Genomic DNA, 24,952 nt, shown 5'->3' with positions numbered 1-24,952 from the left:
AGCCACCGTGGCCGAAGGTAAACGAGAGCTCCCGCCAAACTCATCGAGTTTCACGGAAAAGCACCCCTGGATAAGGAGGCGAAAAGTGCTTACTTGTAGCGGTAGGTGATACGCCCGCGTTCCAAGTCATACGGGGAAAGCTCCACGATGACCCTGTCCTCAGGGAGGATGCGGATGTAGTGCTGGCGCATCTTGCCACTGATGTGGGCGAGAACTTCGTGCCCGTTGTCCAACTCGACACGGAACATTGCATTCTTCAAGGGCTCAACAATGCGGCCCTCAACCTCGATTGCGCCTTCTTTTGCCATACACTCCACTTCCTAACGCACCTAGGTTTTCCCAGGTACTGGACGTATTTACCGGATTGCTACATGACGTGTTGCCACGCCAAACGTCCACTATAGTGCCTCACCTGGGAAAAGCGCAACATGTGCCAGGTGAGGACAGCGTCCAAGGTTAGTAGATGAAGACCTTGTCACCGATCTGCAGATCGTTGAAGTACTTCTGTGCATCCTTCTGGTACATGCGCACGCAACCGTGGGACAGGATGCTCGGGTCGCCCTGGTGGAACGCGTGGCCACGGTTGGTGAAGTACACCGCATACGGCATCGGGGCGTTGTTGAACAGGTAGGAAATCTCGTCCTTAACCTTGCGATTGACGTAGAAGGTGCCCTTCGGCGTTTCGTGGCCGGCGCGTCCTGGGCCGACGTAGACGGAGCCGTAGTAAACCTCGCCGTTGTTTTGCAGCCAGGAGCGACGCCCGGAGATGTCAACGCATACTTTGGCGTCCTTCGGGCAGGGTCCGTAATCAAACGCTGGCTTCGTCGGTGCGGGTGCCGGAGCGGGTGCCGGGGCAGGTGCCGGTGCCGGCTTCGGGGTGCGCTCCGCAATAAGGCCCGGGAAGAGGCTCTCCACGGTCTGGTCGATCTGCTTCTTGGCCTGCGCCGGGGCCTGCGCGCCGAAGATTGCAAGCCCATCTGCCTGCTGGCGCAGGGAGTTACGCATGTTCCACGCAGCATCGCGCGTCGCCTGGTCATTGCTAGAGCCAAGCGAGGAGTACTGGGACTGTACCTGGCTGTAGAAGTCCTGCGGCGCGGGCTGCGCCTGGGCAACGCCTGCGGGCTGCGCGATCAAGGTTGCGGCAATGCCAACGCTTGCGGCGAGCGCGGCTACGCGACGCTTCATCGTTGCCTTCATCAGAGACGCCTTGCCGTGGCGGGTAGAGGTAAACATGCGCAAAAGTATATAGGTTAAACACGCGGAGTGAGGATGCGCGGCCCATGTTTTGTCGCCGCAACCGTGTGTTCCCAATGCGCTGCGGGCGAGCCGTCGGCGGTGACCACGGTCCAATCGTCATCGAGCACATCGGAGTCGATTTCCCCACCAAGGATCAGCATCGGCTCAATTGCCAGCACCGATCCTTCCTGGATGCGCGGGCCGCGGTTCGGCTTACCCTCGTTGGCCAGAAATGGCTCTTCATGCATTTCACGGCCAATGCCATGGCCGCCGTAGCCGTCGAGGATGCCCAGTTCTACGCCGAACTTTTGCTCGGCGCGCCGCGTCGCCACCTCGAGCGCGTGCGAGACATCCGTCAGGCGGTTGCCCGGCACCATCGCCTTCATCCCCTCAGCGAGTACCCATTCGGTCGCGCGGTTCAGCGCATCCACCTCGGGCGCAAGCTCGCCCACCCCAAAGGACCAGGCGGAATCCCCCACCCAGCCGTTGAAGGTCGCGCCGCAATCCACCGACACCAAATCCCCCTCTTTGAGCACCTTGCTTGCCGACGGTATGCCGTGCACCACAACCTCATTCACCGAGGCACAAATCGAGCCCGGAAAGCCCTGATAGCCCAAAAACGTCGGGATCGCACCATGATCCCGGATCACGGTTTCGGCAACGGTGTCAAGATCAAGCGTGGTTGCACCAGGCTTCGCCGCGGCGCGCACCTCCTGCAGCGCAATACCTACAATGCGGCCAGCGGCCTCCATTGCGTCAAGTTCTTCTGCCGTCTTAGCGGCAATGCTGCGTCGTCTGAATGCCATGGGGTTCTCCGGGGGTTCGTTGAAACGTCGATAAGCAAAAAGCGAAAGGCCGGTGAAACCACCGGCCTTGTAAAACGCTGTCGGGCTACTTGCCCAGCGCCTGCATAGCGCGGGCGTTGATCTCGTCCACATCGCCCACTGCGTCGATGGAGATGATGTCCTCGCCGTAGTGATCAATCAGCGGGGAGGTCTCATCACGGTAGACGCCGAGGCGGGTGCGGATGGTCTCCTCATTGTCGTCGGCGCGGCCACGGGCCAGCATGCGCTCAACCACCACGTCCTCATCAACAACGAAGTTGAGCACGCCGTCGAGCTTCTCGCCCTTCTTAGCCAGCAGGTCGGTCAGGATGTCGGCCTGCTCCACCGTGCGCGGGAAGCCATCGAGCAGGAAGCCGTCCTTGGCATCGTCCTGATTCAGGCGATCCTCCACCATGCGCGCGGTGACATCCGTCGGCACAAGCTTGCCGGCGTCGATGTAGCTCTTGGCCTCAACACCCAGCGGGGTTCCTTCACCAATGTTGGCGCGGAACAGATCACCCGTAGAGATGTGCGGGACGCCGAGCTTTTCGGACAGGATGGCTGCCTGGGTGCCCTTGCCAGCACCGGGAGGGCCGAGGAGAACGAGACGCATTATCGCAAAAGTCCTTCGTAGTTAGATTGCAGAAGCTGGGATTCAATTTGCTTAACCGTGGTCAATGCCACGGACACCATAATAAGGATTGCGGTGCCGCCGAAGCCAGCCATGCCACCCGAACCGGAGCCAGCCACGCCGGCATCCATAGCAAGGTTCGGAAGCACAGCGATGCCCGCAAGGTAGATCGCGCCGACGAACAGCAGGCGATTCATAACAAAGCCGAGGTACTGCGCGGTTGCACGGCCCGGGCGGATACCCGGGATAAAGCCGCCGTACTTCTTCATGTTTTCAGCCTGCTCAACCGGGTCATACTGGATGGACACGTAGAAGTACGCGAAGAAGATGATCAGTACAACGTAGGTGATGATGTACTGCCAGGAACCGGGGTTCTGCAGCCACGACATGACGTTGTTCATCCACCAGTTATCCGGCTGTGCCGTCTGGTTCATGGTGACAATCTGGGTCAGCAGCACCGGCACGTACATCAGCGAGGAGGCAAAGATCACCGGGATAACGCCGGCCTGGTTCACCTTCAGCGGCAGGTAGGTCGAAGACCCGCCGTACTGGCGGCGGCCCACCATACGTTTTGCGTACTGGACCGGGATGCGGCGCTGGCCCTGCTCGATGAAGATGATGCCAACAACCAGCAGGATCATGGCGCCGAGAACCAGGAGGAAGGTCAGCGGGCCGGACTGCTCCCAAATGGTCACGCCCTCGATCGGGATGCGGGTGGCAATGCCGGCGAAGATGAGCAGCGACATACCGTTGCCCACGCCCTTCTCAGTGATGATCTCACCGAGCCACATGATCAGGACGGCGCCCGCGGTCATGACGATGATCATCATGATCAGGGTCCAAGCGCTACGGTCCTCTACAAGCACCGGAATTCCGCTGCCAAGCAGCTGCTCACGATCCGCAAGCGCCACGATGCCTGCGGACTGCAGCAGCGCCAGCGCCACCGTGAGGTAGCGCGTGTACTGCGTCATCTTCGCCTGGCCGGCCTGGCCTTCCTTCTTCAGTTCCTCGAACTTCGGAATAACCACGGTCAGCAGCTGCACGATAATGGACGCCGTAATGTACGGCATGATGCCGATGGCGAAGATAGACAGCTGCAGCAGCGCACCGCCAGAGAACAAGCCGATGATGGAGAACATCGACGCTTGGTCACCCTGCGAGATGTCCTGCAGACGCTGATTGATCAGCGCGTAATCAACACCCGGGGTGGGGATCTGCGCACCGAGACGGTACAGAAACATCAGGGCAAGCGTGATCAAGATCTTTTTACGCAGATCAGGATCTTTAAACGCCTGAGCAATTGCGGACACAAAGCCTCCTGGCTCCTACTACGTTTAGCAGCAAGAGAATATGGACAGTATTCCAAATGGGCCGAATCACCTGCCGAAACGCAAGCCAAGGCCCACCCGTACATATTGGACCCCACCACTCTAGCAGCTCGGCCCCTAATTACTAAGTTCCCTCCCATCTGCGCGCAGACTCCCCGACCCTATTAGTTCACGATTGCCTGCGCTGGATCCGCATCGCGCTTTTGCTCATCGGCGCCTTCATCGTCGGCCTACTGCTGGCCTTCAGCGGCACGCGAGGTCGCCCTACCGCATCGGCGTTGTTCTGGATCATTCTCGCCTACGTGCTTATGGTAGTCGCTGAGCTGGCAGGACGATGCATGTTCTACGGCGCGATGGACAGGGTGGGAATCTGGCGTGGAAATGGATACGGATATGGATCGTGGCATGGAACGGTTCCGGCGCTTGAGCGTTGCTGCAGTTATTGTTGGCCAACTGTTTCTGGATGAGCCCTCCCCAGAGATGCTCACCGCACTGACCAACCCGGATCTGCTCAAAGATTGGCCCCTGCAGGACCCAGACTCGCGTGAGGCTACAGCGATGCTTGAGCGATCCGCCGCCCAGCCGGATACGGTTGAACAGCTGCAGCGCGACCACCTGTATCTGTTCATCGGCACAGGAGCCCCGCTCGCTCAGCCCTACGAATCGCCCTACTTTTCGCTGGACGGTTTGGTGCTGGACGGGGTGGCGTCGCAAGTCGAAGCTTTCTACGCAACCGTTGGCTTCCAACCTGCTTTGAGCACTGGCGGGTTGGGGAACAAGTTGGGGAACCTGCCGCCTGACCACATTGGATTTGAGCTACGCTGCATCGCGCACGTCGCAGCCCTTGTTGCCGGGGCGCCCAACGCGCGGGAGTATGAGCGCCTCGTAGCACTGCTGCGCCAGTTTGCCATCAACCACCCGGCTCGGTTTGCTGAACAGGTGCTGGCCGGTGTCACGGAACACGCCCGCACTGCGGTGTATCAAGCACTACCCGGTCTTACGCGAGGTGTGCGGCGCGCCGCGGTGGCGTAGTTTTTGCTGCTTCACCCCTTCTGCAGCTAAATAGGGTTAAGTAAGCAAAAAGCCCGGCCAGCCAAAGCAATTGCTTCAGCAGCCGGGCCTATGCCTTTAGGCTAGCTGGATTAGTCAGCCTTCTTCTCCGCGGAACGCGGGCGGAAGTCTTCGGTGGTGGCGGAGCCGCCAGCAGCCTCGATCTTCTCAACCGCAGACTTGGAGAACTTGGTTGCGGTGACGTCCAACTTGACGTTGATGTCGCCGTTGCCCAGAACCTTCACCGGCTCCTTCGCGCGAACCAGGCCAGCAGCAACGATGTCTGCAATGGCGATCTGGCCGCCCTCCGGGAATGCCTTAGCCAGGTCAGCAACGTTGACAACCTGGAACTCGACACGGTTCGGGTTCTTGAAGCCCTTCAGCTTCGGCAGGCGCATGTGAAGCGGCATCTGGCCACCCTCAAACGCTGCCGAAACCTGGTTGCGTGCCTTGGTGCCCTTGGTGCCGCGGCCGGCGGTCTTGCCGCCCTTGCCAGCTTCACCACGGCCGACGCGCTGCTTCGGCTTGTTTGCACCCTTTGCTGGGCGCAGATCATGGAGTTTAATGATGTCAGCCATGTGCTATCTACTCCCCTGCTACTTCTTCGACGGTGACCAGGTGGCGCACCTTCAGGATCTGGCCGCGGGTTGCAGCGTTGTCCTTCTTAACAACAGACTGGCCGATCTTGCGCAGACCCAGAGCCTCCAGGTTCTTGCGGGTAACCGGCTTCTCGCCCACCTTGCCGTGGTGCAACGTAATCCTCAGTGCCATTGCTCTTACGCCTCCTGACCTGCGCGAGCGCGCAGCATACGGGCCGGAGCGACGTCCTCGACAGACTTGCCGCGCTTCGCTGCAACCTCTTCAGGGCGCACGAGCTGCTTCAGGCCTGCAACGGTTGCCTGGACAACGTTCAGAGCGTTGTCGGAACCAAGGGACTTCGCCAGGATGTCCTGGACACCAGCGCACTCCAGCACCGGGCGGACAGCGCCACCGGCGATGACACCGGTACCCGGAGCAGCCGGGCGCAGCATCACGATGCCAGCAGCTTCTTCTGCCTGGACCGGGTGCGGGATGGTGCCGCCAATCATCGGGACGCGGAAGAAGTTCTTGCGAGCCTCCTCAGCACCCTTCTGGATTGCAGCCGGAACTTCCTTCGCCTTGCCGTAGCCGACGCCGACCATGCCCTGGCCGTCGCCTACCACCACGAGCGCGGTGAAGGACATGTTGCGGCCACCCTTAACGGTCTTAGCCACACGGTTGATGGTGATGACGCGCTCAATGTACTTGTCGCGATCATCGTTCTGGTTGCGGCGGTCATCGCGGCGGCCGCGGCCACCACGCTCTCCGCGGTTGTTGTTCTGGTTGTCGGCGGAGCGCCCGCCGTCACGCCGTTCACGTTCGGCCATTACGCGATCCTTCCGTTGATGGTGATGATTGCAGTGATCATTAGAACTTCAGACCACCTTCACGAGCTGCTTCAGCCAGAGCCGCAACGCGGCCGTGGTACTTGTAGCCGCCACGGTCGAAGACGATGGTCTCGATGCCCGCAGCCTTGGCGCGCTCAGCGATGAGCTGGCCAACCTTGGCAGCCTTGTCCTTCTTGTCGCCCTCCAGGTTGCGCACGTCCGCCTCGATGGAGGATGCGGAAGCCAGGGTGTGGCCCGCAAGGTCGTCGATGACCTGGACGTGGATGTGGCGAGACGAGCGGTGCACAACGAGACGCGGGGTCTCCGGGGTGCCGCGCAGGGTCTTGCGGATGCGGTAGTGGCGACGTGCGCGGGCCTCGCGGCGGCGGGACGAGATGTCCTTGCCCACCGGGGTGCGCTTGGTGTTCTCTGCAGTATTGCTCATGATTACTTACCCGTCTTTCCGACCTTGCGACGGACCTGCTCACCCTCGTAGCGGATGCCCTTACCCTTGTAAGGATCATCCTTGCGAAGGCGGCGGATGTTCGCCGCGATCTGGCCAACCTGCTGCTTGTCAATGCCCTCGATGGAGAACTTGGTGTTGCCGTCCACTGCGAAGGAGACGCCTTCCGGAGCCTCGATCAGGATCGGGTGCGAGTAGCCGAGGGAGAACTCAAGGTCCTTACCCTTCTGCTGCACACGGTAGCCAACGCCAAAGATCTCCATGTTGATCTTGTAGCCCTCGGTCACGCCAACAACCAGGTTGTTCACCAGGGAGCGGGACAGACCGTGCAGAGCACGGTTGGTGCGGTGGTCATCCGGACGGGATACCACAATCTGATTGTCCTCGACGGAAGCGGTGATCGGCTCCGGCAGCTCCAGGCTCAGGGTGCCCTTCGGGCCCTTCACCTCAACAGCCTGACCGTCAATCTTCGCCTCAACGCCGTTCGGGATAGCGATGGGTTCTTTACCTACACGCGACATAAGTCTTCCAACCTCCCTTTACCAGACGTAAGCGAGGACTTCCCCGCCTACACCCTTCTCTTGTGCCTGGCGGTCAGTCAGCAGACCGTGGGACGTGGAGATGATAGCCACGCCCAGGCCACCGAGCACCTGCGGCAGGTCGTTGGACTTTGCGTACACGCGCAGACCCGGCTTGGACACGCGACGCAGGCCAGCGATGGCAGCCTCACGGGTCGGGCCGTACTTGAGGTTAAGGGTCAGCTTCTTGCCAACCTTCTCATCCTCAACCTTGTAGTCTTCGATGTAGCCTTCCTGCTTCAAGATCTCAGCAATGCTTGCCTTGATCTTGGAGGACGGCATAGCCACGGTGTCATGCTGAGCATGTGCGGCGTTGCGCACGCGGGACAGCATGTCCGCGATCGGATCAGTCATGGTCATAAGAGACCGGTTCCCTTTCTCGTTGCGGTTCCCTAACCCACCTGACCACGCAAGCGTGATCGCGTTTTCCGCGTGATCTGTCGGGGGCTACTTGACGCTCCCCACGCTCAATAACGTGAGGCGCTCGCCGCCACCCTTGCACGCGGTCCGCATTTCGGCGGGGGGCCTGCAACAAAGTTGGATGTGCAAAAATCTTTCCGGACATAAGTCCGTCGGAACAACTTACCCGACACCGACCCCCAAAACCAAATCCCACCAGCCGCTGTTCGCAGTAGTTGAAAGCTAACTAGAACGGCAGCGCCGGGCGGGACTGCACACGGGTTTGCCCAAGGTCGGTCAAGGCGCCCGCATCCATCCCCCGATAGTAAGCGTTGGCGTCATAAGTGCGGGTGCGGCGGCCGCTGCCAAAGACCAAACCATGCTCCTCGGCATAGCTATCGCGGGCGGCTTCGGCGGCCAGGTGGTCGTCCATAAGCACAAGCCCATAACCCCCATCCTTGGCAGCCACCGTATCTTCCGCCTCAGCGAGGCGCTCCCCAATTTTTGTTGCAAAGCCGGTCATGAACGAGCGGCGGCGCACCACGACAGAGCCGCGGACCTCCTGCGAGGTGAGCCGTTTCGCGCCGGCGAACATCACCGGCACCAACAGGCTGTAGAGCATGCCAACGCGCTCGATGTGGCGCTTGAGACCAAAGACAGTCACGTTTTCCGCACGCGTGGAGTTGGGAACTGACCTCATGAACCCGACGCAGTGCAGCGCCCCCGAGATGGCCAGCAGCAGGCGCGCCTGCATGTCACTGTACGGCCCAGAGATGACGAAGATTTTGTGGATCACCTCGTCCCCTTCATCGGGCGACGTCAAGTCGCGCTCATCAAAGCCGTAGGTGGCCATGAGCCGAAACGCTTTGGCGTAGAACGAGTCCCCCTCCGGCGTCCCCTCCCTGTCTGCCGCCTGGTTCAGCAGCTTCTGCACCTTGTCCTTGATCTTGTCAATGTTTTGCATGGTTACCCCCTCTTTTATGTGTTTTGTCAGCTGCGGTTTCGCCGCAGTGGCTTTAGTTATATAGGGCGGCCCCCACACGGCCAAGGGGCCAAGCGCGCAGCCTGTGGATACCGCCCGGCCTTCCCTGTGGATAACCAGCATTCGCGCTGGTCGGCTCGGTCGAGGCTTGCGGGGGGAGAAAACGGGTCTAGAGTCGGTCGCATGGCTGAAAAGGAATCGCTTCACACCACCCACGTTTGGCTGCACACCGTTGCTGAGGAGCTGGGCGCCAACCCGCAACTGGTCCAGGAGCTTGTCGGCGACATTTTGGATCTGACCGCCGCGGTGGCTCACAACGGGCCTTCCCGCCCCGCGGCACCGACTACGGCGTTCATCGTCGGCCTGGCGGCCGGCGCCAAGGGTGCGGATGCGCAGGAGATTCACTCCCTCATCGAGCGCGTCGAAACCATGGTGGACAACTACAAGAAATAGCCTATGAGCAGGATTAATCGCCGCTTCGCAGTTACCAAGGTCACCCGCAAGCCGGAATGCGGGTTTGTCACCGACACCCGCGCCGACACCGTGACAGTCGAGGAACCGCTAGAGCTTCGCGCAGGTGGGGAGACCATCAACACCACCATGCGCACCCCCGGCCACGACATTGAGCTCGCCCACGGATGGCTGTACGCGGAGGGCCTGATTAAGCGCGCCGAGGATCTGATCACGGCACGCTACTGCGCCGGCTCACAAAACCCGGAGGGCACGAACACCTACAACCTGCTCGACATTGACCTTGCGCCAAGCGCGAAGCCGCTGACCCCGGACTTTATCCGCCTGACCCCCACCACCAGCGCCTGCGGGGTGTGCGGCACCCAGTCCATTTCGGAGCTTTTGCACCGCACGCACGCACCGATTCAGCCGATCAAGCTGGACCCGGAGCTGGTCATGTCGCTGCCCGATCGCCTGGCTGAGCACCAGCAGCAGTTCCGCAAAACCGGCGGCATCCATGCGGCAGGTGCCTTCGATCTTGAGGGCAACCTGATCGTGGTGCGCGAGGACATCGGCCGCCACAACGCCGCCGATAAGGTCATTGGGCACTTGCTGCTTAACGACGCCCTCCCGGCCCACAACCTCATCCTTGTCATGAGCTCACGCGCCTCCTTCGAACTCGTGCAAAAGGCAGCCATGGCGGGCTTTCCTGCCTTGGTGGCGGTCTCTGCCGCTTCGTCGCTTGCGGTCGAACTCGCGCGCGAGGCAAACATGGCGCTTGCCGGGTTCACCCGCGGTGACCGTTTCAATCTCTACGCTGGCGAGCTGGCGTAGTCCTGTTCCTCACCCCTAAATCCTGGTGAGCCGGGTGGTTCTGCAGCGTCACCCGAATCACCACTGCCACTGCCACTGCCACTGCCACTCACGTCGCTTCGGGCACGGTACTTTCGCCGAAGCTTGGTAGCCGCAGCCTGCTCTGCCCCGGCTGAGGTGTTGAACTCAAGCGCACTACCAGCATCTCGCCGCAACCCAACCCTGCCGGTTCCAGGTTCCGATTCCACGTGACTGGTGTTGTAACGGTTGTCTTGGTGGTCATTGTTGCGCCGGTGATGGTGTCTACACAGCGGTGCTAGGTTGCCTATGTCGGTGTTTCCGCCTCTGATCCAGGACGTGATGTGGTGCGCTTCGCTTTCGCTCAGCGGCACATTGCATCCCGCCCAGGCACACACCCCATGGACTGCGAGCAGGGTAATGCGTTGCTCGATCGAGGCCGTGCGATGGGTGCGGTAGAGGTTTAGGGGGATGGACGTTGCGGCGTCGATAGTAAGGACAAAGTCCGGGGTGCCACCCATGCCGAGCCGAACTAGGTCGAAGGCTGAAAGCTCGATGCCGGTATTGCTTTGGAACTTGGTGTGCGCGTCAGCGTTTGCAAGCTGGTCAAGCGTCACCGACACCACAACTGAGGCGCAACCACGGTCAGTGGCAGGCTTGTCGCAGTGTTCCACGTGCCTGAGCATCCGGGAGAACTGGTCGTATCGACGCTGCGTCGGCGTCCTGTAGTCTTCCACCCCTTCCGGCAGATTCGAGTTGGGTGCCAACCCTCGGTCCAGGTAGGCCTTGAACAGCGCCATGTCGCTTGCAGGCAGGACCATGCGGACGTCATAGTTACCGTCCGAGCGCTGCCGGCCAAACGTGACTGCGCGGTGCTCCATACCCACGTTGGGGTTCAGCCCGCCACGGCGCGCACGACGGTTCTCACGATCAACCCACCCGCGGACCAAGCGACGCAGGTCCACGACGTCGCGAGAATCGGCCTCACGCAGCGCGTCATTGAGCAGGCGCAGGCGCTCCCCGAGCGCCTCTTTCACAAGCTCGTCGAGCTCCTGGCGAATCGCCTCCTGTTTGGCGGCGTTGATCTTCTCCGCACGCCGGCGGGCCTCCTTCTGCGCCTTGCGTGCGCGCTCACGCTCTTCCTGGCGCTGCCGCTCCTGCTCAGCCTCGCGAGCCTGGCGCTGCGCCTCCTCATCAGCACCAGCATCAGCGCCAGCATCAGCACCAGCCTCAGCCTCAGCCTCAGCGCCACCGAAGAGATCATCTCCCTCCGGAACCACCGGCTCCCCAAACAAATCCCGTCCCCTAGCGAGCCGGTCATACGCATCCTTCGGGCTGCAGCCGAGGCGCTCCTTCAAATACGCAGTGGCATGCTTTGCGCCAACCAGACGCCCGGCCTCATCGCGCTCACAGATCGCGGCAAACGAGGCATCAATCAAACCCTTTGCCGCAATGAACCCTTCGAGGCGCTCCATGTCCTCGTGCACGTCCACAAACTGTACCTGGTCCGGATCGGCGAACATGTCGCGGATCTGCAGCATCGCAGCGCCGAGCGTTTCTACCAAACGCGTCAATTCTGATGCCATGTTCGCCCCCTTTCCGGAACTCTTGCTGGTGCGTTGTAAGCGTCGTTAAGAACTGTGCTTAGTACCTTAAAGACGGATCACACACACAAACCCCATTTTTCGGCCAAAAACTATCAAAGCCGCAGGTCGCCATCAAAATTACTGTGACCAACCTCACATTTAGGCGCCGAAACACAACCCCACCAGACCCATCAGACCACTCTCGTTACATCTAAAAGCAAAGAAAAAGCGGCCCACACCAACGTGCGGACCGCTCAGAAGAAGCTACCTAGCCAATGAACATGCCAGACGCCTTCACAATGGTCTCCCACAGGCCGTAAAGCAGGGACGCACCGATGAACAGCGCGAGCACCATGGACACCGTTGCATGGACGCCACCGGAGTAACCGTTAGCGTGACCGTCGCGCTCTGCCTCGGTCTCCGCATCCAGAACGGACTGGCGGTCAGCGTCAGCCTTAGCCTTCACCACTTCCGGATCCTCCATCCAGCGCTCAGCAACCGGGCGAACAAGCAGGTTTGCAATCAAACCAACAGCCAGCAGGCCACACATGATGAACAGGGACAGCCTGTAGAGCTCCGGACCCTCGTTGCCGCGTGCCGCCTGGGACTCCACAACCATGTTGACAATCAGCGGGCCAGCCACACCCGCTGCGGACCATGCAGTGAGCAGGCGGCCATGGATAGCGCCGACCTGGTAGACGCCGAAGAGGTCGCGCAGGTACGCCGGGATCGTTGCAAAGCCACCGCCGTAGAAGGACAGGATGATCAGCGCACAAATCACGAAGATGGCCAGGTTGGCTGCGCCTGCCGTAGCCAGTGCCAGATAGAGCAGCAGGCCCAGGCCCAGGTACACCATGTAGATGTTCTTGCGGCCAATGATGTCAGACAGCGTGGACCACACGAAGCGGCCACCCATGTTGGTCAGGGAAAGCAGACCCACGAAGCCAGCTGCAGCGCCTGCGGTAATTGCCGGGAAGAAGTCCTGGATCATCGGCGCAGCGTTTTCCAGGATGCCAATGCCTGCGGTGATGTTGCAGAACAGGATCACCCACAGGCACCAGAACTGCGGGGTCTTGATTGCGTTAGCAGCAGAGACGTTGCCCGCGGTCTTCAGCGGGGACTTCTTTACCTTCGACGGGTCGAAGCCAGCCGGGGCCCAGTCCGGGTGCGGCAGGCGGATCGCGTACGCACCCAGGGCGATAACCACCAGGTAGAGAATGGCCAGGGTCAAAAACGTCGGTTGCAGACCAGCGGCACGGTTTGCAACCTCAGCGCCGCCACCGAAGAACTCCATCATGCGGTTGGACACCGGCGACGCAATCAGCGCGCCGCCGCCGAAGCCCATGATGGCCAGGCCAGTTGCCAGGCCCGGGCGGTCAGGGAACCACTTCATCAGCGTGGACACCGGGGAGATATAGCCAATGCCCAAGCCGATACCGCCAATGAATCCGTAGCCCACATAAACAAGCCAGAGCTGGCCCGTCATAATGCCGATGGTGGCCACGAAGAAGCCAACCACCCACAAGGCGCCAGAGACTGCCATGGACGCGCGCGGTCCGACTCGCTCAACCCACGTGCCAAACAGGGCGGAAGAAATACCGAGCATCAAAATGGCAAGGGAGAAGATCCAACCGACGGCAACCTCACCCACGGTGAAGTGCTCCATCATTGGGCGCTTAAACACGGAGAAGGCGTAGACCTGGCCAATGGACAGGTGGATAGCCAGCGCTGCCGGCGGGATCAGCCAGCGATTAAACTCCTTTGGCGCGATGATTGCGCTGCGGGAAAAGAAAGACATAAATAACCTTCTAAAGGTGACGGGGATAACAATCTAGCCGTGATCGTAAACTACGTCACGAGCGTCGGCAAGCAAAAAGCCCCTCAGCAGAGGGGCTCAAAGCTATAAGGAAAGCATGCGACAGGCTTATGCCTGCTGCATCTTGCCGTCCTTGTCCACGAACGGGAAGCCGAGGTGGCGCAGCAGTGCGCGGCCTTCGTCGTCGTTCGTTGCGGTGGTCACCACAGTGATGTCCATGCCGCGGGTGCGATCGATCTTGTCAATGTCGATCTCGTAGAACATGGTCTGCTCGGACAGGCCGAAGGTGTAGTTACCGTTGCCGTCGAACTGCTTGTCGTTCAGGCCACGGAAGTCACGAATACGCGGCAGAGCCACGGTCAGCAGACGGTCCAGGAACTCCCACATACGGTCGCCGCGCAGGGTGACCTTTGCGCCGATCGGCATGCCTTCACGGAGCTTGAAGTTCGCGATGGACTTCTTTGCGCGACGCAGCTGCGGCTTCTGGCCGGTGATTGCGGTCAGGTCCTCGAGTGCGCCGTTGATGACCTTGGAGTCACGTGCAGCGTCACCGACACCCATGTTGACCACGATCTTGGTCAGGCCCGGGATCTGCATGACGTTCTCGTAGGAGAACTCATCATTCAGCTTGGTGCGGATCTCGTCCTGGTAGCGGGTCTTCAGACGCGGAGTGTAGTTCTCGCTCATGCTAGATGTCCTTCCCGTTCGACTTGGCCACGCGGACCTTGGCGCCGTTCTCGTCGAAGCGGTAGCCAACGCGGGTCGGCTTGCCGTCAGAGTCGAGCAGCATCACGTTGGAAATGTGAATCGGGGCCTCCTGGGATACAACGCCGCCGGACTCTGCGCCGCGCTCGTTGTAGGAGTTAGCCACGTGCTTCTTGATGCGGTTGACACCCTCAACAAGGACCTTGTCGCGCTGCGGGTAGGCCTCAATAACCTTGCCCTGTGCACCCTTGTCCTTGCCGGCGATGACCTGCACCATATCGCCCTTCTTGATCTTCATGGGTTAGATCACCTCCGGAGCGAGAGAAACAATCTTCATGAACTTCTTGTCGCGCAGCTCACGTGCCACTGGGCCGAAGATACGGGTACCGCGGGGCTCGGTGTCGTTCTTGATCAGAACTGCTGCGTTCTCGTCGAAGGAGATGTAGGAGCCGTCCGGGCGACGGGTTTCCTTCTTTGCACGCACGACTACGGCGCGCACAATTTCGCCTTCCTTGACGTTGCCGCCAGGGGCTGCTTCCTTCACGGTGGCGACGATCGTATCGCCGATGCCGGCGAAGCGCTTGACAGATCCGCCGAGTACGCGGACGCACAGGATTTCGCGTGCACCCGTGTTATCGGCGACCTTCAGGCGCGATTCTTGCTGAATCACTATTGGTCTCCTGACCTGGGTCAATGTGCGCCAGATTTCCGTCCTGTACGCACGTGGTCAATGTTTTTTGGAGCCTCTTGCTTATCGACGAACCTCGTGCGCTCGTCCCTCGCACACGAGGAGAACGCAGTCTGGCCGAAGGGTCTCGGACGGATCCGACCAGCAACAGACAACTGGAGTATTCAACCACGTCCTGCCCTATTTCCCCAAATCGCGCCGCCGAGAAATGTCGCTATGCGCGAATCTCTTGTAGATTGACCTCGATGAGTTTCCACGTGTCAGCACCGAAGTCCATCGAGAAGAAGCTCGATTTGTTTACCCAGGAGCCGGCCCGCTTCGCTACGAGGGCAATGCTTGCTGGCGTGTTTCTGGGCATTATGACGGCGTTCGCGGCAAACACCGCGACCACGATTGAATCGCTCGCGCCCGGCATGGGGCGCTATGCGTTCGCCTCAATCTTCGCGTCCACTCTGTACATCATTGTGGTGCTGCAAGGCGAGCTAGCCACCGGCGACATGATGTTTATGACGTATGGGGCGGTCCACAAAAAGAACACGTTGCGCAAGGGTTTTGCCCTCGTGTGTTTTGTCACCCTCTTCAACCTCATCGGTGGCGTGCTGGTTACCTCCATGATTGCCACGACGACGATCGGTGAGGCGGTGACCACGGACAGCTTCATCTATCAGCTGATGGTGTCAAAGCTTGAAAAGCCGAGCGGCAAACTCTTCATCGAAGCGATTTTGGCCAACATCGTGGTCAACATCGCGTTTATGCTCTCAGCCCAGGCGGGGAAGGATTTCACGGCCAAACTGCTTGGCGTGATCGTGATCATCCCGGCTTTCGCAGCCATGAGCTATGAGCACTCGATTGCCAACTTCGTGCTGACTTCTCTGACTGGTTTTGAGTTCGGCCCAGCCGCCATCCCCGGCTACACGCTGGACAACGTTCTGCGGCACTGGGCGATCGTTTGGGTTGGAAACTTCATCGGCGGTGGCCTCATCATGGGCGGCATCTATGGCTGGCTCAACCTGACCAAGACGGAGTACAAAGACTAGTTCCCCACGACTGGCTTCCCGCCGTCTGCAACAATGGGTCGGGTGAATACCCCCATGCTTGACCCGATTGATGCGGTCACTCGCCTGCGCAACGCGCTGGCCGCCACGACGCTGCCCGATGAGGCGGCCGCTGAAGCGCACGCAGTGGTGAATCAGTTTGACGATTACATCCTGCCCCGCCTGGCCAACCTGGATGCCCCGTTGCTTGCCGTCATCGGCGGCTCCACCGGCTCCGGCAAGTCCACGCTGGTCAACGCGCTTTTGCGTGAGCGCGTTTCCAACCCGGGCGTGATCCGCCCGACCACACGCCAGCCGGTGTTGGTGGCGAATCCGGGCGATGCTGAGTGGTTTAACTCCCCGCGCGTCTTGCCTGGCCTGACCCGCTCCCACGGCGCGGGCAACGAGCAGTCCACCACGTTGCGCATTGTGGAAACCCCGAACCTTCCGCAGGGCCTTTCGCTTCTAGACGCCCCGGATTTCGACTCAATCGATGACCGCAACCGTGCCCTCGCAACACAACTCCTGGCGGCGGCGGATCTGTGGATCTTTGTCACCACCCCGGCGCGCTACGCCGATCAGCTGGTGTGGAACTTCCTGCACGACGCGGCCGCGCGCGGCATCGAGGTCGTAGTGGTGCTCAACCGTCTCGACGAAGCCTCTGCCGAGACCGTGCCGCAGGATCTTCGCCGCATGATGGCTGAGGCGGGGCTTGAAGATGCCACGGTGTTCACGGTCCCGTTCGTGGTCGACCTTGGCAACAACCAGGAAACCCAAGCCACAGACGAGTTTCTGCCCGCAGAGCTGGTCGCCCCGCTGAACACCTACCTGCACGAGCTTGCACAAGATACGGCAGCCCGGCGCGCGGTTGCAGGCAAGACGGTCGCGGGCGCTGTTGAGGGGGCGTTGGCGAAGGTGGATGCGGCGGTGGTGACAAGGCAGCGTCGTGAAGACTTTGCTAACCAGCTGGATGCAACCATCTTCGATATATATAAGGACGCGCACCGGCATATTATCGACGCCACCTCGGACGGCCAGATGCTCCGCTCCGAGGTGATGGACCGCTGGCAGGACGTGGTGGGCACCTCCGATGTCTTCCGTGGCTTTGAGCGTTGGTTCTCCCAGACCGTAGACAAGGTGGGTAGCTTCTTCTCCGGCCAGCCTGCCCCCTTGCGCGAAGTGGAAACTGAGCTGGAATCCGGCCTGCACGCCGTGATTGTGGACGCTGCCGATACCGCCTCTTCCCGCTCCTGGTCCCGTATCGGCGTGATGGCCCCGCAGTTGCGGGAGAACGCTGACCCGGCGCTTGCGCGCGCAAGCCAGGACATCAATGAGCAGGCGGCGAAGCTGATCCGCGAGTGGCAGTCCGGCATTCTGGAGCGCATCCAGAACACCGCTGGCGAGAAGCGTCAGCGCGCCCGCGTGATGTCGCTTGGCTTGAACATGTTGACCGTCGCGCTGATGTTGGTGGTCTTTTCCACCACGGCAGGGCTGACCGGCGCGGAGATCGGCATCGCCGGCGGCTCTGCCGTGGTAGGCCAGAAGCTGCTGGAGACTATCTTCGGCGAAGACACGGTGCGCAGGATGGCTGCGGATGCCCGCCGCGACCTGGACCAGCGCCTGGACCACCTGCTGCGCGCGGAGCGCGAGCGCTACCACGTGCTGACGGACCCGCTGTTTGAGGGGGCCTCGGCAGAATCCATCCGCAACGCCGCAGCAGAAGCTCGCACTGCTATTGATCAGCGCTTCCCCGGCACGCTTGCACCGGCCCCAACCCAAGCGAACACACCCGCGCTGCCAGCCACAACAGAAGACGTCAACGAAAGCTTCCAGGCCGGCACACTCCGCGGGCTGTTTGACCAGCTTCGCGGCACGTTCAGCCCGCAGTCTCGCAACGATGGGAGCGCAGAGTAATGGGCATTTTCCAACGTAAAGCCTCGCTCGGTGACCGCCTGACCGCGCTCAACGAGGCCGCCGACATCGCCGCACCCTACCTGCCCGCAGATGAGGTGCAGCGCCTCAAGCAGGTAGCGAAGGCGGGCTCTGAGCGCCGCGCGCTTTCCGCCGAGCACACCGTGGTGGGCTTTTTCGGCGCCACCGGTTCCGGCAAGACCAGCCTGTTCAACGCCGTGGTTGGTGAGGACCTGGGCAAGGCCGCCGCGCGCCGCCCCACCACGTCCTCTCCCCTGGCCGCGATCTGGCACCCGGAGAATTCCGAGGAGCTGCTCGATTGGCTCGGCGTTGAGGACCGACGCGAGCGCAACGGCGATTTCGCCCCTGGCGCGGGCCCGTTGATCCTGCTTGACTTGCCGGATTTTGACTCGGTGGAGGCCTCCAACCGTGCGATCGCGGAGCGTCTCGCCGGCCAGGTGGATGTGCTGGTGTGGGTTTCTGACCCGGAGAAGTACGCCGACAGCGTGATCCATGACCAGTTCATCCGCCCACACGCGGCACACGCGGAGGTCACTCTCGCTGTTTTGAACAAGGCCGATCTGCTGCACCCGAATGATCGCCCAACCGTGGCCAATTCCTACAAGGAGCTTTTGCTTGCCGACGGCCTCACGAACACCACCGTCATCACCACCGCAGCCCGCACCGGGGAAGGAATTGAGGATCTCAAAGCGGCGATCGCGAAGGTAGCCAAGGCGCACAACGCACAATCTGCGCGCATCACGGCAGATATTCAGGCGGCGACTGGGAAGTGGGTGCCCGCGAAGGTTGCCGGTGGCGTCGATAAGCAAGCGAAGCAAGCTCTGGACGCAACCCTGGCGCAGGCCGCAGGCGCCCAGCGCATCGCGGAGACCACCGCGGCCGCCTACCGCAAGCGCCTCCACCAGCGCACCGGGTGGCTGCTGACCAGCTGGATTTCCCGCTTCAGGCCGGACCCGTTGAAGCGGCTGGGTTTGCGTGAAGAGTCGGACACGGTGGGCGTGCACCGCACCTCCCTGCCGGAGTTGGATGCAGCGTCCAAAGCCGTGGCCAACAAGGGCCTGCGCGATTACTCCGTGGCCGCCGCGCGCGATGTGCCCAACGCCTGGGCAAGCGCCATCGCGGACCGCACGGAGGAGATCTCCCAGAACCTGCCCTCGGAGCTGGACCAGGCGGCGGCGCGGACAAAGCTGCCCGCGCAACCGTCGAAAGGCTGGAACGTGCTCGCCGTATTCCAGTGGCTTGCCCTGCTCGCCGCGCTGGTGGGAGTGATTTGGTACCTGGTGGTGGCGTTCGTGCCGGGTGTGCTCACGCCGCTCCTTGGTGGCGACCTTGTCCCAGAGGTTGAGGGCTGGCCTATCCCCACCCTGCTCATCCTCGCAGGTCTCCTCACCGGCATCCTGATCGGGCTATTGACCACGGTGTTTGGCGGCATCATCGGCGCGCGCGTGAAACGCAAGACCAAGCAAGCGCTGACAAAGGAAGTCGCGGCAGCCTCACAGACCGCGGTGGTGGAACCACTGCAGCGCATTCGTGATGACTACGACAGGTTTGCCAAAACCATCACCGTTGCCGCTGGGTAGCGTTTGCCTCCAAGCTCGACAAGGTTTACACTTGCTACAGTTGTTACAGTTAATACAGATACGTGACTGCATGCACTGGAGGGACAATGTCGAACGCCGTACTTGGCCAGCTGAAAAGCACTGAGTTTACCGATGCTGACGCTGAGCGCCTTCGTGACTTTATCCAGGAAAACACTGGGTCCAATCTCGCTTTGGTGCTGCGCTCAATCCTCCTTGCGCTAGAGGAGGGCCAGTCCGTCAATGTTCTTGCGGACGATGCAGAACTATCTCCCAACGAAGCCGCCAAGCTTCTCAAGATGAGCCGCCCGCACCTGCTCAAGTTCATGCGCGATGGTTACCTGCCGTTCCACATGGTTGGTTCTCACAAGCGCATTCGCGTGTCCGATCTCACGGCTTTCATGCAGGCCCGAGAAGCTGGTGCAGAGATTCTCGCAGATGCACTGCACGGCACCCCTCAGACCCCAGAGGTTCCAGCAGCGCACCCCTTCTCAGATTCCGAGATCAACGACCTCAACGATCTGTAGTTTTCCGTAGATACGACTGCAGAGCCTGCGCTACCGGTTCCCCACGTTCACACTCCGGACAGATGGGGAGGTGCGCATGGGTTTGTTCGTCCCCAATTGGAACCCACCACTTTCCACACACTGCACGGATGGCTTTGCCCGTAATAAAGGCCTCCGCCAACGCCCCCTTGGTGGAGTAATGCAAGTATTGCGGCGCTGTCACCTTACGCAATGCCACCGGTTGGTCTTGTTGCGGAATGTCAAGCAAGGCAATAAGTTCCGCACGCGAAAGAGCAATCTGGACCACAAACTCCAAATCAGCGAATGTTTCAGCCGATTCCTCGTCAGTCTGAAAAAGACAAAATACCGACCGCAAGTAGGCCTGTAACTCTTGGTAGTTTTTCTGCCAGTTTTCGAGACGGAGAGATACAATCTCAACCTCATCTTGAGCGGTATCTACTTCCCAATCCTGAAAAGGGACTGTCTCCACATCAACGACAACAGACAAAGCGCCAACCTGGAGTTTCACCGGCTTGAGGGAAACCGTTGCATCTTTCAGTGCACCCAGTGTGGACTCCATCGCACAGCGGCCATATTCACGCTCACGATCCAGCCGCTCCTGCATTCCCAAAATTCGAAGATCTAATGCCGCTGGCCCCAAGGTTCCGTCCCGCTTCATCGCACCAAGCACCTTGTTTGCTTGCGCAAGAAAATGATCATGCGTATCAGCGTGGACTAGCCAAGCTGTATCACCGCCATCATGAACTACCGCGCCCCTCCATGCGGCGCCCTCCGCGTCTCGTGACTCAAAAACTCGGTGGTCAACGCTTCGAAGACGCTCGAAAATACCCTGGTCAAACCTCGCTTGGATGTAGGTCACCAGCGTAACCTCTGCTTGAGCATGCTCTACGGCTTGACGAAGATACTCGATCTTAACTTCCGGTTCAGATGCTCGTTTTGCATCGTTATACGCAGCGGCCGTGTATTCGGGCAGTTTGTCGCCCGAATACAGAATCTTAAGCACTTTGACCGTGGGCCTCACCGAAACCATGGTTTGTAGGCTACCCCGAAGCATCCACACCTCCGGTACCGTCGGAAACCATGACAACCAAAACCCCCAACGTTCTCTCCATCGCCGGCACCGACCCCACTGGCGGCGCCGGCATCCAGGCGGATTTGAAGTCCATCGCGGCCGCCGGCGGCTACGGCATGTGCGTGGTCACTTCCCTGGTCGCACAGAACACCCAGGGCGTGCGCGAGATCCACACCCCGCCACAGGAGTTCCTCCGCGCGCAGCTTGCCGCGGTATTCGATGATGTTACGGTTGATGCTCTCAAGATCGGCATGCTTGGCGACGCCACAACGACCCACACCGTCTCCTCCTTCCTCAAGGACAACCGCGTAGACATCGTGGTGGTAGACCCCGTGATGGTGGCAACCTCAGGCGACCGCCTGCTTACTGCGGACGCCGAGGAAGCACTACGCCAATTCGTGCGCGACCACGCCAGCTTTGTCACCCCGAACATCCCGGAGTTGGCTGTGCTCACGGGCAAGGAGCCTGCCCAGACGTTTGAGGAGGCCATCGAGCAGGGCCGCGGCTTTGCAGCCGACGCCAACGTCACCGTCGTGGTTAAGGGCGGCCACCTCACTGGGGATATGGCCTCCAACGCGCTGGTCACGCCAGACGGTGACGCCACGGTTACCGAGGTCGCCCGCGTGAACACGAAGAACACCCACGGCACCGGCTGCTCGCTGTCCTCGGCGTTTGCCACCCGCGTTGCTATTGACCCCACCCCCGCCGAGGCCTTGGCGTGGGCATCCGACTGGCTCCACGAAGCCATCGCGCATGCCGATGAGCTCAACGTGGGACAGGGCCACGGCCCGGTCAACCACTTCCACCAGCTGCGCCGTCTCGCAGGCCTGCTGTAGTTTCGCTACAAAACCAGCGCCCTACTCGTAGCGCAGCGCCTCAATCGGCTTCATGCGCGCCGCCCGATTCGCCGGGTACCACCCGAAGAACAGGCCGATCCCCAGCGAGAACAGCAGCGCGATCACAACCGCGCCCACCGGCGGCAGCGCCACCGACCCCATGGCGGCCGTCCCCGCCATGCCAAGCGCCGCACCAAGCAGCACGCCCAAGGCACCGCCGAGCAGGCAGATCATCATCGCCTCAATAACAAACTGGGTGCGCACTGCCCGGCGCGTCGCCCCCAGCGCCATGCGCACGCCGATTTCGCGGGTGCGTTCCGTGACAGACACCAGCATGATGTTCATCACACCGATGCCACCAACCAGCAGCGAGATCCCGCCAATGGCGGAGATAACCAGACTGATCATGGCCATGGTTTGGTTCACTTGGTCGATTTCAGACTTGGTGTCTAGCACCTTCGCCACGTAGTCCGCATCATCTGCGTAGGCCTGTTCGGCCCAGGTGTTGACGTCGCTGGTCACATCCGCAGTCAGGTCCGGCGAAAGGGTGCGAATCTGCAACATGCGGAAGCCCTGGGTCGGGTTCGCACTCAGGCGGGATTGTGCGGTGTATGGCACGTAGATGGACGCCTCTTCAAAGGTGCCTACCAGCGGCGAGGAGGTCTCAGCACGCCCGTAAGCGCCAACTACTTGGAAGGATGCGAAGCGTCCCGACACGTCAAGGTCCAGGCTCGCACCGATGGCAGAGGCCGGGTCCCCGTTGAAGTACGTGTCTACTACCTCGGGCGAGATCACGGCCACAGCGCGGTCGCCAACAATGTCGTCCTCGGTAAAGATACGGCCGGCGGTAATCGTGTGGCGTTGGATCTCAATGTAATCGGCGTTGACAAATTCCACGGTGGCGGTGCCCTCGTTCAGCCCGCGCGTCACGCGAGCGGATTCGCCGCCCGCTTCCAGGGCAATACCTTGCACTTTCGGCCCGATGAATCCGCGCAGTTGCTCCACCATGTCTGGTGTGATCAGGGAGGCGTCGGGGACGTCCTCGTACATCCAGGGGTCAGACTCGGAGTGGCGGGTTTTGACTTGGACGTTGACGTCATTAAGACCAAACTGCTCAAAATCGCTTTGGAGCTGCTGCTGCATGCCTTTGCCCAAGCTCATGATGGCTACAACGGCGGCGATGCCGATGATCACGCCGAGCAGGGTGAGCACGGAGCGCAGTTTGTTGGCTCGCAGGCTGGTCGCGGCCAGCCGGATCGCTTCACGCAGGTTCACTTATTCGCCTTTGGGGCTCTCGCTTGCCGACGCCTCCGGCGCCCCCTCCACCGACGTCTCCGCAGTCTCCACTGCAGTCTCCGCAGGCGTCTCCTCCGCAGTCTCCGCAGGCGCCTCCTCCGGCGCGTCCAGCGCCGGACCCACCGTTACGCGCTGGCCAATGCGATCGCGGTACTCCCCCGGCGTCTTGATTACGCGGGTGCCTTCTTCAAGGCCACGTACTTCGGCTTCCAGGTCGGTGACAAGGCCAAGCGTGACGTCGGCGGTGGCGACTTCGAATTCGGTGTCGCTGCCGTCGATAGGCCGAAGCACGAGTACGGAGTAGGTGCCATCCTTATCAATGATGGCTTCACGCGGCACAGTCAGCGCCGCCTTCGAGGTACCCGTGGTGATCTGGACTTTGGCGGTGCCGCCGATGCGCAGGCCCTCAGTATCGCCGGTGACTTCGATGGTCACGGGGAACTCCGGGCGCGCGGGCGCCTGGCCAGCGCCCTCTGCCCCGCCGGGTGCGGGTGCTGCCACCGAGGAGACATCTACAACCTTGCCCTTGTACTGCTTCAAACCGCTACTCGGGGTGGTGAAGGTGACCTCGTTGCCCACCTGCACCTTGCCGGAGTCAACCTCGTTGACGTTGGCGGTCAGGATCAGCCGGTTCGGGTCCGCAACCGTAGCCAAATGTCCCGAGGACGGCTGGCCGCGCTGCGCAAGCACCTCGGTGACCACGCCGTTGATTGGGGAACGCACCTCACCGGAGGCAATATCCACACGCAGCTGGCTTTGGCCAACCTCCGCGGCAGCCTGCGAGGCGTTCAGACTGCGCTGCGCCTGGTCCACGGTCGCCGCGCTCGCATCGATTTCCTGCTGCACCGCAAGGCGGGTGACCTCAAGCGCAATGTCCGCGTCGTTTTTCGCCTGAAACGCCTGAGCCACCGCACGCTGCTTCGCTTCCAAGTCCGCGTTCACACCCAGCAGCGAGGCATCGTAGGCCTTCTGCGCCGCATCCAGATCGCGCTGTGCGCCCGTGTAGCGCTGGTCAGACTCCAAAATCCCCACCACGGGGCTGATCCCATCAACTTGCTGCGTAAAGGCAGCGATGAAGTTCGCCGCATTCGCGCGCACGGAATCCAGTCCCGCCAAGGTCACGTTCCTGCGCGCGGTGTCCACCGCGTTTGCCTGCTGCACGGCCTCCGGTGTCAAACCGGCTTCGTGGAGCTGTTTTTGGTGGTTGAAGGTGGCCAACGTGTCGTCGTAACGCAGCTGCGCCTCACGCTGCGCCGCCTCAGCCTGAGTGATCCGGCCGTTGAGCCCCCGGTTCAGCGCGTCCTGTTGTTGGGAGAGTTGCTGCTGGGCTCGCTGGAGCTCATTTTGCGTTGCGACGTCCGACGACATCTGCTGCGCACGCTGCGCATCCAACTGACGCTGCGCACCAGACGTGTCCACCCGCGCCACAATCTGGCCCTCCTGTACCGGCTGGCCAATGCGCACATCCACCTCGGTCACCGGCCCGGTCAGCGTGGTGGTCAGCGCCACCACCTCCTGCGAACCAATGTCCGCGGCAGCCGAAACCTTGGCCACCACGTCCTTCGGCGCAAGCACCACTGTGTCTGTATCAGGAACAGAGGCAGCGCCACCGCCGCACGCCGCGAGTGTCAAAGCTGTAAACGCTGCCACCACAGCAGCGCCGAGGGTTACTCTCCGATTTTTCACGAAGTTAGGTTAGCAAATA

The 24,952-nt window shown here is 61.1% G+C and carries 27 protein-coding genes and 1 pseudogene; 8 read left to right on the top strand and 20 right to left on the bottom strand.

The genetic code is table 11. The features are described 5' to 3' along the window. Positions 1-89: 89 nt before the first annotated feature. From infA to secY, 5 genes are all read right to left on the bottom strand, one after another. On the bottom strand, positions 90-308 hold the full coding sequence (infA, locus tag I6I71_RS04935; RefSeq protein ID WP_052205357.1) for a translation initiation factor IF-1: 219 nt from the start codon (positions 306-308) through the stop codon (positions 90-92). A gap of 148 nt (positions 309-456) precedes the next feature. After that, positions 457-1,233 (bottom strand): L,D-transpeptidase, encoded by a 777-nt coding sequence (locus I6I71_RS04930; RefSeq protein WP_201822682.1) that lies wholly within the window; start codon positions 1,231-1,233, stop codon positions 457-459. Between the two features lie 17 nt (positions 1,234-1,250). After that, positions 1,251-2,042: a type I methionyl aminopeptidase gene (gene map / locus I6I71_RS04925; RefSeq protein ID WP_201822680.1), complete on the bottom strand. Its 792-nt coding sequence runs from the start codon at positions 2,040-2,042 to the stop codon at positions 1,251-1,253. An 85-nt stretch (positions 2,043-2,127) separates the two neighbouring features. Beyond that, positions 2,128-2,673, bottom strand: a complete 546-nt coding sequence (locus I6I71_RS04920; protein ID WP_101733843.1) for an adenylate kinase — start codon at positions 2,671-2,673, stop codon at positions 2,128-2,130. Next, on the bottom strand, positions 2,673-4,001 hold the full coding sequence (secY, locus tag I6I71_RS04915; RefSeq protein ID WP_201822678.1) for a preprotein translocase subunit SecY: 1,329 nt from the start codon (positions 3,999-4,001) through the stop codon (positions 2,673-2,675). The genes I6I71_RS04920 and secY overlap by 1 nt, the downstream gene beginning before the upstream one ends. A 423-nt stretch (positions 4,002-4,424) precedes the next feature. Between secY and I6I71_RS04910 the strand changes: the two genes are divergently transcribed. Next, a complete protein-coding gene (locus I6I71_RS04910) occupies positions 4,425-5,051 on the top strand; it encodes a TorD/DmsD family molecular chaperone (RefSeq protein WP_180950513.1) in 627 nt (208 codons plus the stop codon). 110 nt (positions 5,052-5,161) lie between these two features. On the opposite strand, the gene rplO is transcribed toward I6I71_RS04910, so the two are convergent. From rplO to I6I71_RS04875, 7 genes are all read right to left on the bottom strand, one after another. Further along, complete coding sequence (rplO, locus tag I6I71_RS04905) at positions 5,162-5,647, bottom strand: 50S ribosomal protein L15 (RefSeq protein WP_052205366.1); 486 nt, start codon at positions 5,645-5,647, stop codon at positions 5,162-5,164. A 7-nt stretch (positions 5,648-5,654) separates the two neighbouring features. Next, a complete protein-coding gene (gene rpmD, locus I6I71_RS04900) occupies positions 5,655-5,840 on the bottom strand; it encodes a 50S ribosomal protein L30 (RefSeq protein ID WP_201822676.1) in 186 nt (61 codons plus the stop codon). A gap of 5 nt (positions 5,841-5,845) precedes the next feature. Next, positions 5,846-6,475 (bottom strand): 30S ribosomal protein S5, encoded by a 630-nt coding sequence (gene rpsE / locus I6I71_RS04895; RefSeq protein WP_052205367.1) that lies wholly within the window; start codon positions 6,473-6,475, stop codon positions 5,846-5,848. A gap of 40 nt (positions 6,476-6,515) precedes the next feature. Beyond that, entirely contained in the window at positions 6,516-6,920 is a 405-nt protein-coding gene (rplR, locus tag I6I71_RS04890) for a 50S ribosomal protein L18 (RefSeq protein WP_052205368.1), read from the bottom strand. Between the two features lie 2 nt (positions 6,921-6,922). Beyond that, entirely contained in the window at positions 6,923-7,459 is a 537-nt protein-coding gene (rplF, locus tag I6I71_RS04885; protein ID WP_052205369.1) for a 50S ribosomal protein L6, read from the bottom strand. Between the two features lie 18 nt (positions 7,460-7,477). Further along, positions 7,478-7,876 (bottom strand): 30S ribosomal protein S8, encoded by a 399-nt coding sequence (rpsH, locus tag I6I71_RS04880; RefSeq protein WP_052205370.1) that lies wholly within the window; start codon positions 7,874-7,876, stop codon positions 7,478-7,480. 286 nt (positions 7,877-8,162) lie between these two features. Next, the gene (locus I6I71_RS04875; protein WP_052205371.1) at positions 8,163-8,879 is read right to left on the bottom strand and encodes a DUF2786 domain-containing protein; all 717 of its coding nucleotides are present in this window, start codon (positions 8,877-8,879) and stop codon (positions 8,163-8,165) included. A gap of 201 nt (positions 8,880-9,080) precedes the next feature. On the opposite strand from I6I71_RS04875, the gene I6I71_RS04870 reads away from it, so the two are divergent. Beyond that, the gene (locus I6I71_RS04870; RefSeq protein ID WP_201822674.1) at positions 9,081-9,350 is read left to right on the top strand and encodes a DUF6457 domain-containing protein; all 270 of its coding nucleotides are present in this window, start codon (positions 9,081-9,083) and stop codon (positions 9,348-9,350) included. A 3-nt stretch (positions 9,351-9,353) separates the two neighbouring features. After that, positions 9,354-10,181 carry a formate dehydrogenase accessory sulfurtransferase FdhD gene (gene fdhD / locus I6I71_RS04865; protein WP_201822672.1) on the top strand — a complete coding sequence of 276 codons (828 nt, stop codon included), beginning with the start codon at positions 9,354-9,356 and terminating at the stop codon, positions 10,179-10,181. Here the strand turns inward: fdhD and I6I71_RS04860 are convergent. The 5 genes from I6I71_RS04860 to rplN all read right to left on the bottom strand — a co-directional run bounded on the left by I6I71_RS04860 (position 10,160) and on the right by rplN (position 14,955). After that, positions 10,160-11,764 carry an HNH endonuclease signature motif containing protein gene (locus I6I71_RS04860; protein WP_201822670.1) on the bottom strand — a complete coding sequence of 535 codons (1,605 nt, stop codon included), beginning with the start codon at positions 11,762-11,764 and terminating at the stop codon, positions 10,160-10,162. The genes fdhD and I6I71_RS04860 overlap by 22 nt on opposite strands. Before the next feature lie 268 nt (positions 11,765-12,032). Next, positions 12,033-13,562, bottom strand: coding sequence for an L-lactate MFS transporter (locus I6I71_RS04855; RefSeq protein WP_201822668.1), 1,530 nt, complete (start codon positions 13,560-13,562; stop codon positions 12,033-12,035). Between the two features lie 126 nt (positions 13,563-13,688). Beyond that, positions 13,689-14,267 (bottom strand): 50S ribosomal protein L5, encoded by a 579-nt coding sequence (gene rplE, locus I6I71_RS04850; protein WP_101733836.1) that lies wholly within the window; start codon positions 14,265-14,267, stop codon positions 13,689-13,691. 1 nt (position 14,268) lies between these two features. Then, the gene (gene rplX / locus I6I71_RS04845) at positions 14,269-14,583 is read right to left on the bottom strand and encodes a 50S ribosomal protein L24 (protein WP_070463993.1); all 315 of its coding nucleotides are present in this window, start codon (positions 14,581-14,583) and stop codon (positions 14,269-14,271) included. 3 nt (positions 14,584-14,586) lie between these two features. Continuing rightward, on the bottom strand, positions 14,587-14,955 hold the full coding sequence (rplN, locus tag I6I71_RS04840) for a 50S ribosomal protein L14 (protein ID WP_070463991.1): 369 nt from the start codon (positions 14,953-14,955) through the stop codon (positions 14,587-14,589). Between the two features lie 263 nt (positions 14,956-15,218). On the opposite strand from rplN, the gene I6I71_RS04835 reads away from it, so the two are divergent. From I6I71_RS04835 to I6I71_RS04820, 4 genes are all read left to right on the top strand, one after another. Then, positions 15,219-16,010 carry a formate/nitrite transporter family protein gene (locus I6I71_RS04835; RefSeq protein ID WP_201822666.1) on the top strand — a complete coding sequence of 264 codons (792 nt, stop codon included), beginning with the start codon at positions 15,219-15,221 and terminating at the stop codon, positions 16,008-16,010. A 33-nt stretch (positions 16,011-16,043) separates the two neighbouring features. Further along, positions 16,044-17,921: a GTPase gene (locus I6I71_RS04830; protein WP_414017446.1), complete on the top strand. Its 1,878-nt coding sequence runs from the start codon at positions 16,044-16,046 to the stop codon at positions 17,919-17,921. Beyond that, a complete protein-coding gene (locus I6I71_RS04825) occupies positions 17,921-19,519 on the top strand; it encodes a GTPase (RefSeq protein WP_236587397.1) in 1,599 nt (532 codons plus the stop codon). Before I6I71_RS04830 ends, I6I71_RS04825 begins: the two co-directional genes overlap by 1 nt. An 86-nt stretch (positions 19,520-19,605) precedes the next feature. After that, on the top strand, positions 19,606-20,043 hold the full coding sequence (locus I6I71_RS04820) for an excisionase family DNA-binding protein (protein ID WP_052205381.1): 438 nt from the start codon (positions 19,606-19,608) through the stop codon (positions 20,041-20,043). Here I6I71_RS04820 and I6I71_RS04815 read toward each other — a convergent pair. After that, positions 20,030-21,073: a DUF3039 domain-containing protein gene (locus I6I71_RS04815; RefSeq protein WP_180950512.1), complete on the bottom strand. Its 1,044-nt coding sequence runs from the start codon at positions 21,071-21,073 to the stop codon at positions 20,030-20,032. The two genes, I6I71_RS04820 and I6I71_RS04815, sit on opposite strands and share 14 nt — an antisense overlap. A gap of 50 nt (positions 21,074-21,123) precedes the next feature. Here I6I71_RS04815 and thiD point away from each other — a divergent pair. Next, a pseudogene (gene thiD / locus I6I71_RS04810) lies at positions 21,124-21,936 on the top strand (bifunctional hydroxymethylpyrimidine kinase/phosphomethylpyrimidine kinase); the annotation flags it as partial. A gap of 36 nt (positions 21,937-21,972) precedes the next feature. Here thiD and I6I71_RS04805 read toward each other — a convergent pair. After that, positions 21,973-23,226, bottom strand: coding sequence for an ABC transporter permease (locus I6I71_RS04805; RefSeq protein ID WP_201822662.1), 1,254 nt, complete (start codon positions 23,224-23,226; stop codon positions 21,973-21,975). After that, the gene (locus I6I71_RS04800; protein WP_201822660.1) at positions 23,227-24,933 is read right to left on the bottom strand and encodes an HlyD family efflux transporter periplasmic adaptor subunit; all 1,707 of its coding nucleotides are present in this window, start codon (positions 24,931-24,933) and stop codon (positions 23,227-23,229) included. Positions 24,934-24,952: the final 19 nt, after the last annotated feature.

Source organism: Corynebacterium riegelii, from assembly GCF_016728505.1.
In the GTDB taxonomy this organism is placed as follows: Bacteria; Actinomycetota; Actinomycetes; order Mycobacteriales; family Mycobacteriaceae; genus Corynebacterium; species Corynebacterium riegelii.
This window is presented reverse-complemented; position numbering and strand designations above follow the sequence as displayed.

What these genes read in the sequence shown, in the direction of transcription:
- rplO (WP_052205366.1), bottom strand. Translation starts at nt 5,647, where the DNA reads ATGGCTGACATCATTAAACTCCATGATCTGCGCCCAGCAAAGGGTGCA.
- I6I71_RS04930 (WP_201822682.1), bottom strand. Translation starts at nt 1,233, where the DNA reads ATGTTTACCTCTACCCGCCACGGCAAGGCGTCTCTGATGAAGGCAACG.
- rplF (WP_052205369.1), bottom strand. Translation starts at nt 7,459, where the DNA reads ATGTCGCGTGTAGGTAAAGAACCCATCGCTATCCCGAACGGCGTTGAG.
- map (WP_201822680.1), bottom strand. Translation starts at nt 2,042, where the DNA reads ATGGCATTCAGACGACGCAGCATTGCCGCTAAGACGGCAGAAGAACTT.
- rplX (WP_070463993.1), bottom strand. Translation starts at nt 14,583, where the DNA reads ATGAAGATCAAGAAGGGCGATATGGTGCAGGTCATCGCCGGCAAGGAC.
- I6I71_RS04815 (WP_180950512.1), bottom strand. Translation starts at nt 21,073, where the DNA reads ATGGTTTCGGTGAGGCCCACGGTCAAAGTGCTTAAGATTCTGTATTCG.
- rpsH (WP_052205370.1), bottom strand. Translation starts at nt 7,876, where the DNA reads ATGACCATGACTGATCCGATCGCGGACATGCTGTCCCGCGTGCGCAAC.
- infA (WP_052205357.1), bottom strand. Translation starts at nt 308, where the DNA reads ATGGCAAAAGAAGGCGCAATCGAGGTTGAGGGCCGCATTGTTGAGCCC.
- I6I71_RS04820 (WP_052205381.1), top strand. Translation starts at nt 19,606, where the DNA reads ATGTCGAACGCCGTACTTGGCCAGCTGAAAAGCACTGAGTTTACCGAT.
- I6I71_RS04870 (WP_201822674.1), top strand. Translation starts at nt 9,081, where the DNA reads ATGGCTGAAAAGGAATCGCTTCACACCACCCACGTTTGGCTGCACACC.
- I6I71_RS04855 (WP_201822668.1), bottom strand. Translation starts at nt 13,562, where the DNA reads ATGTCTTTCTTTTCCCGCAGCGCAATCATCGCGCCAAAGGAGTTTAAT.
- I6I71_RS04835 (WP_201822666.1), top strand. Translation starts at nt 15,219, where the DNA reads ATGAGTTTCCACGTGTCAGCACCGAAGTCCATCGAGAAGAAGCTCGAT.
- rplR (WP_052205368.1), bottom strand. Translation starts at nt 6,920, where the DNA reads ATGAGCAATACTGCAGAGAACACCAAGCGCACCCCGGTGGGCAAGGAC.
- I6I71_RS04920 (WP_101733843.1), bottom strand. Translation starts at nt 2,673, where the DNA reads ATGCGTCTCGTTCTCCTCGGCCCTCCCGGTGCTGGCAAGGGCACCCAG.
- I6I71_RS04860 (WP_201822670.1), bottom strand. Translation starts at nt 11,764, where the DNA reads ATGGCATCAGAATTGACGCGTTTGGTAGAAACGCTCGGCGCTGCGATG.
- rpmD (WP_201822676.1), bottom strand. Translation starts at nt 5,840, where the DNA reads ATGGCACTGAGGATTACGTTGCACCACGGCAAGGTGGGCGAGAAGCCG.
- I6I71_RS04875 (WP_052205371.1), bottom strand. Translation starts at nt 8,879, where the DNA reads ATGCAAAACATTGACAAGATCAAGGACAAGGTGCAGAAGCTGCTGAAC.
- I6I71_RS04825 (WP_236587397.1), top strand. Translation starts at nt 17,921, where the DNA reads ATGGGCATTTTCCAACGTAAAGCCTCGCTCGGTGACCGCCTGACCGCG.
- fdhD (WP_201822672.1), top strand. Translation starts at nt 9,354, where the DNA reads ATGAGCAGGATTAATCGCCGCTTCGCAGTTACCAAGGTCACCCGCAAG.
- I6I71_RS04830 (WP_414017446.1), top strand. Translation starts at nt 16,044, where the DNA reads ATGGGTCGGGTGAATACCCCCATGCTTGACCCGATTGATGCGGTCACT.
- rpsE (WP_052205367.1), bottom strand. Translation starts at nt 6,475, where the DNA reads ATGGCCGAACGTGAACGGCGTGACGGCGGGCGCTCCGCCGACAACCAG.
- rplE (WP_101733836.1), bottom strand. Translation starts at nt 14,267, where the DNA reads ATGAGCGAGAACTACACTCCGCGTCTGAAGACCCGCTACCAGGACGAG.
- I6I71_RS04910 (WP_180950513.1), top strand. Translation starts at nt 4,425, where the DNA reads ATGGAACGGTTCCGGCGCTTGAGCGTTGCTGCAGTTATTGTTGGCCAA.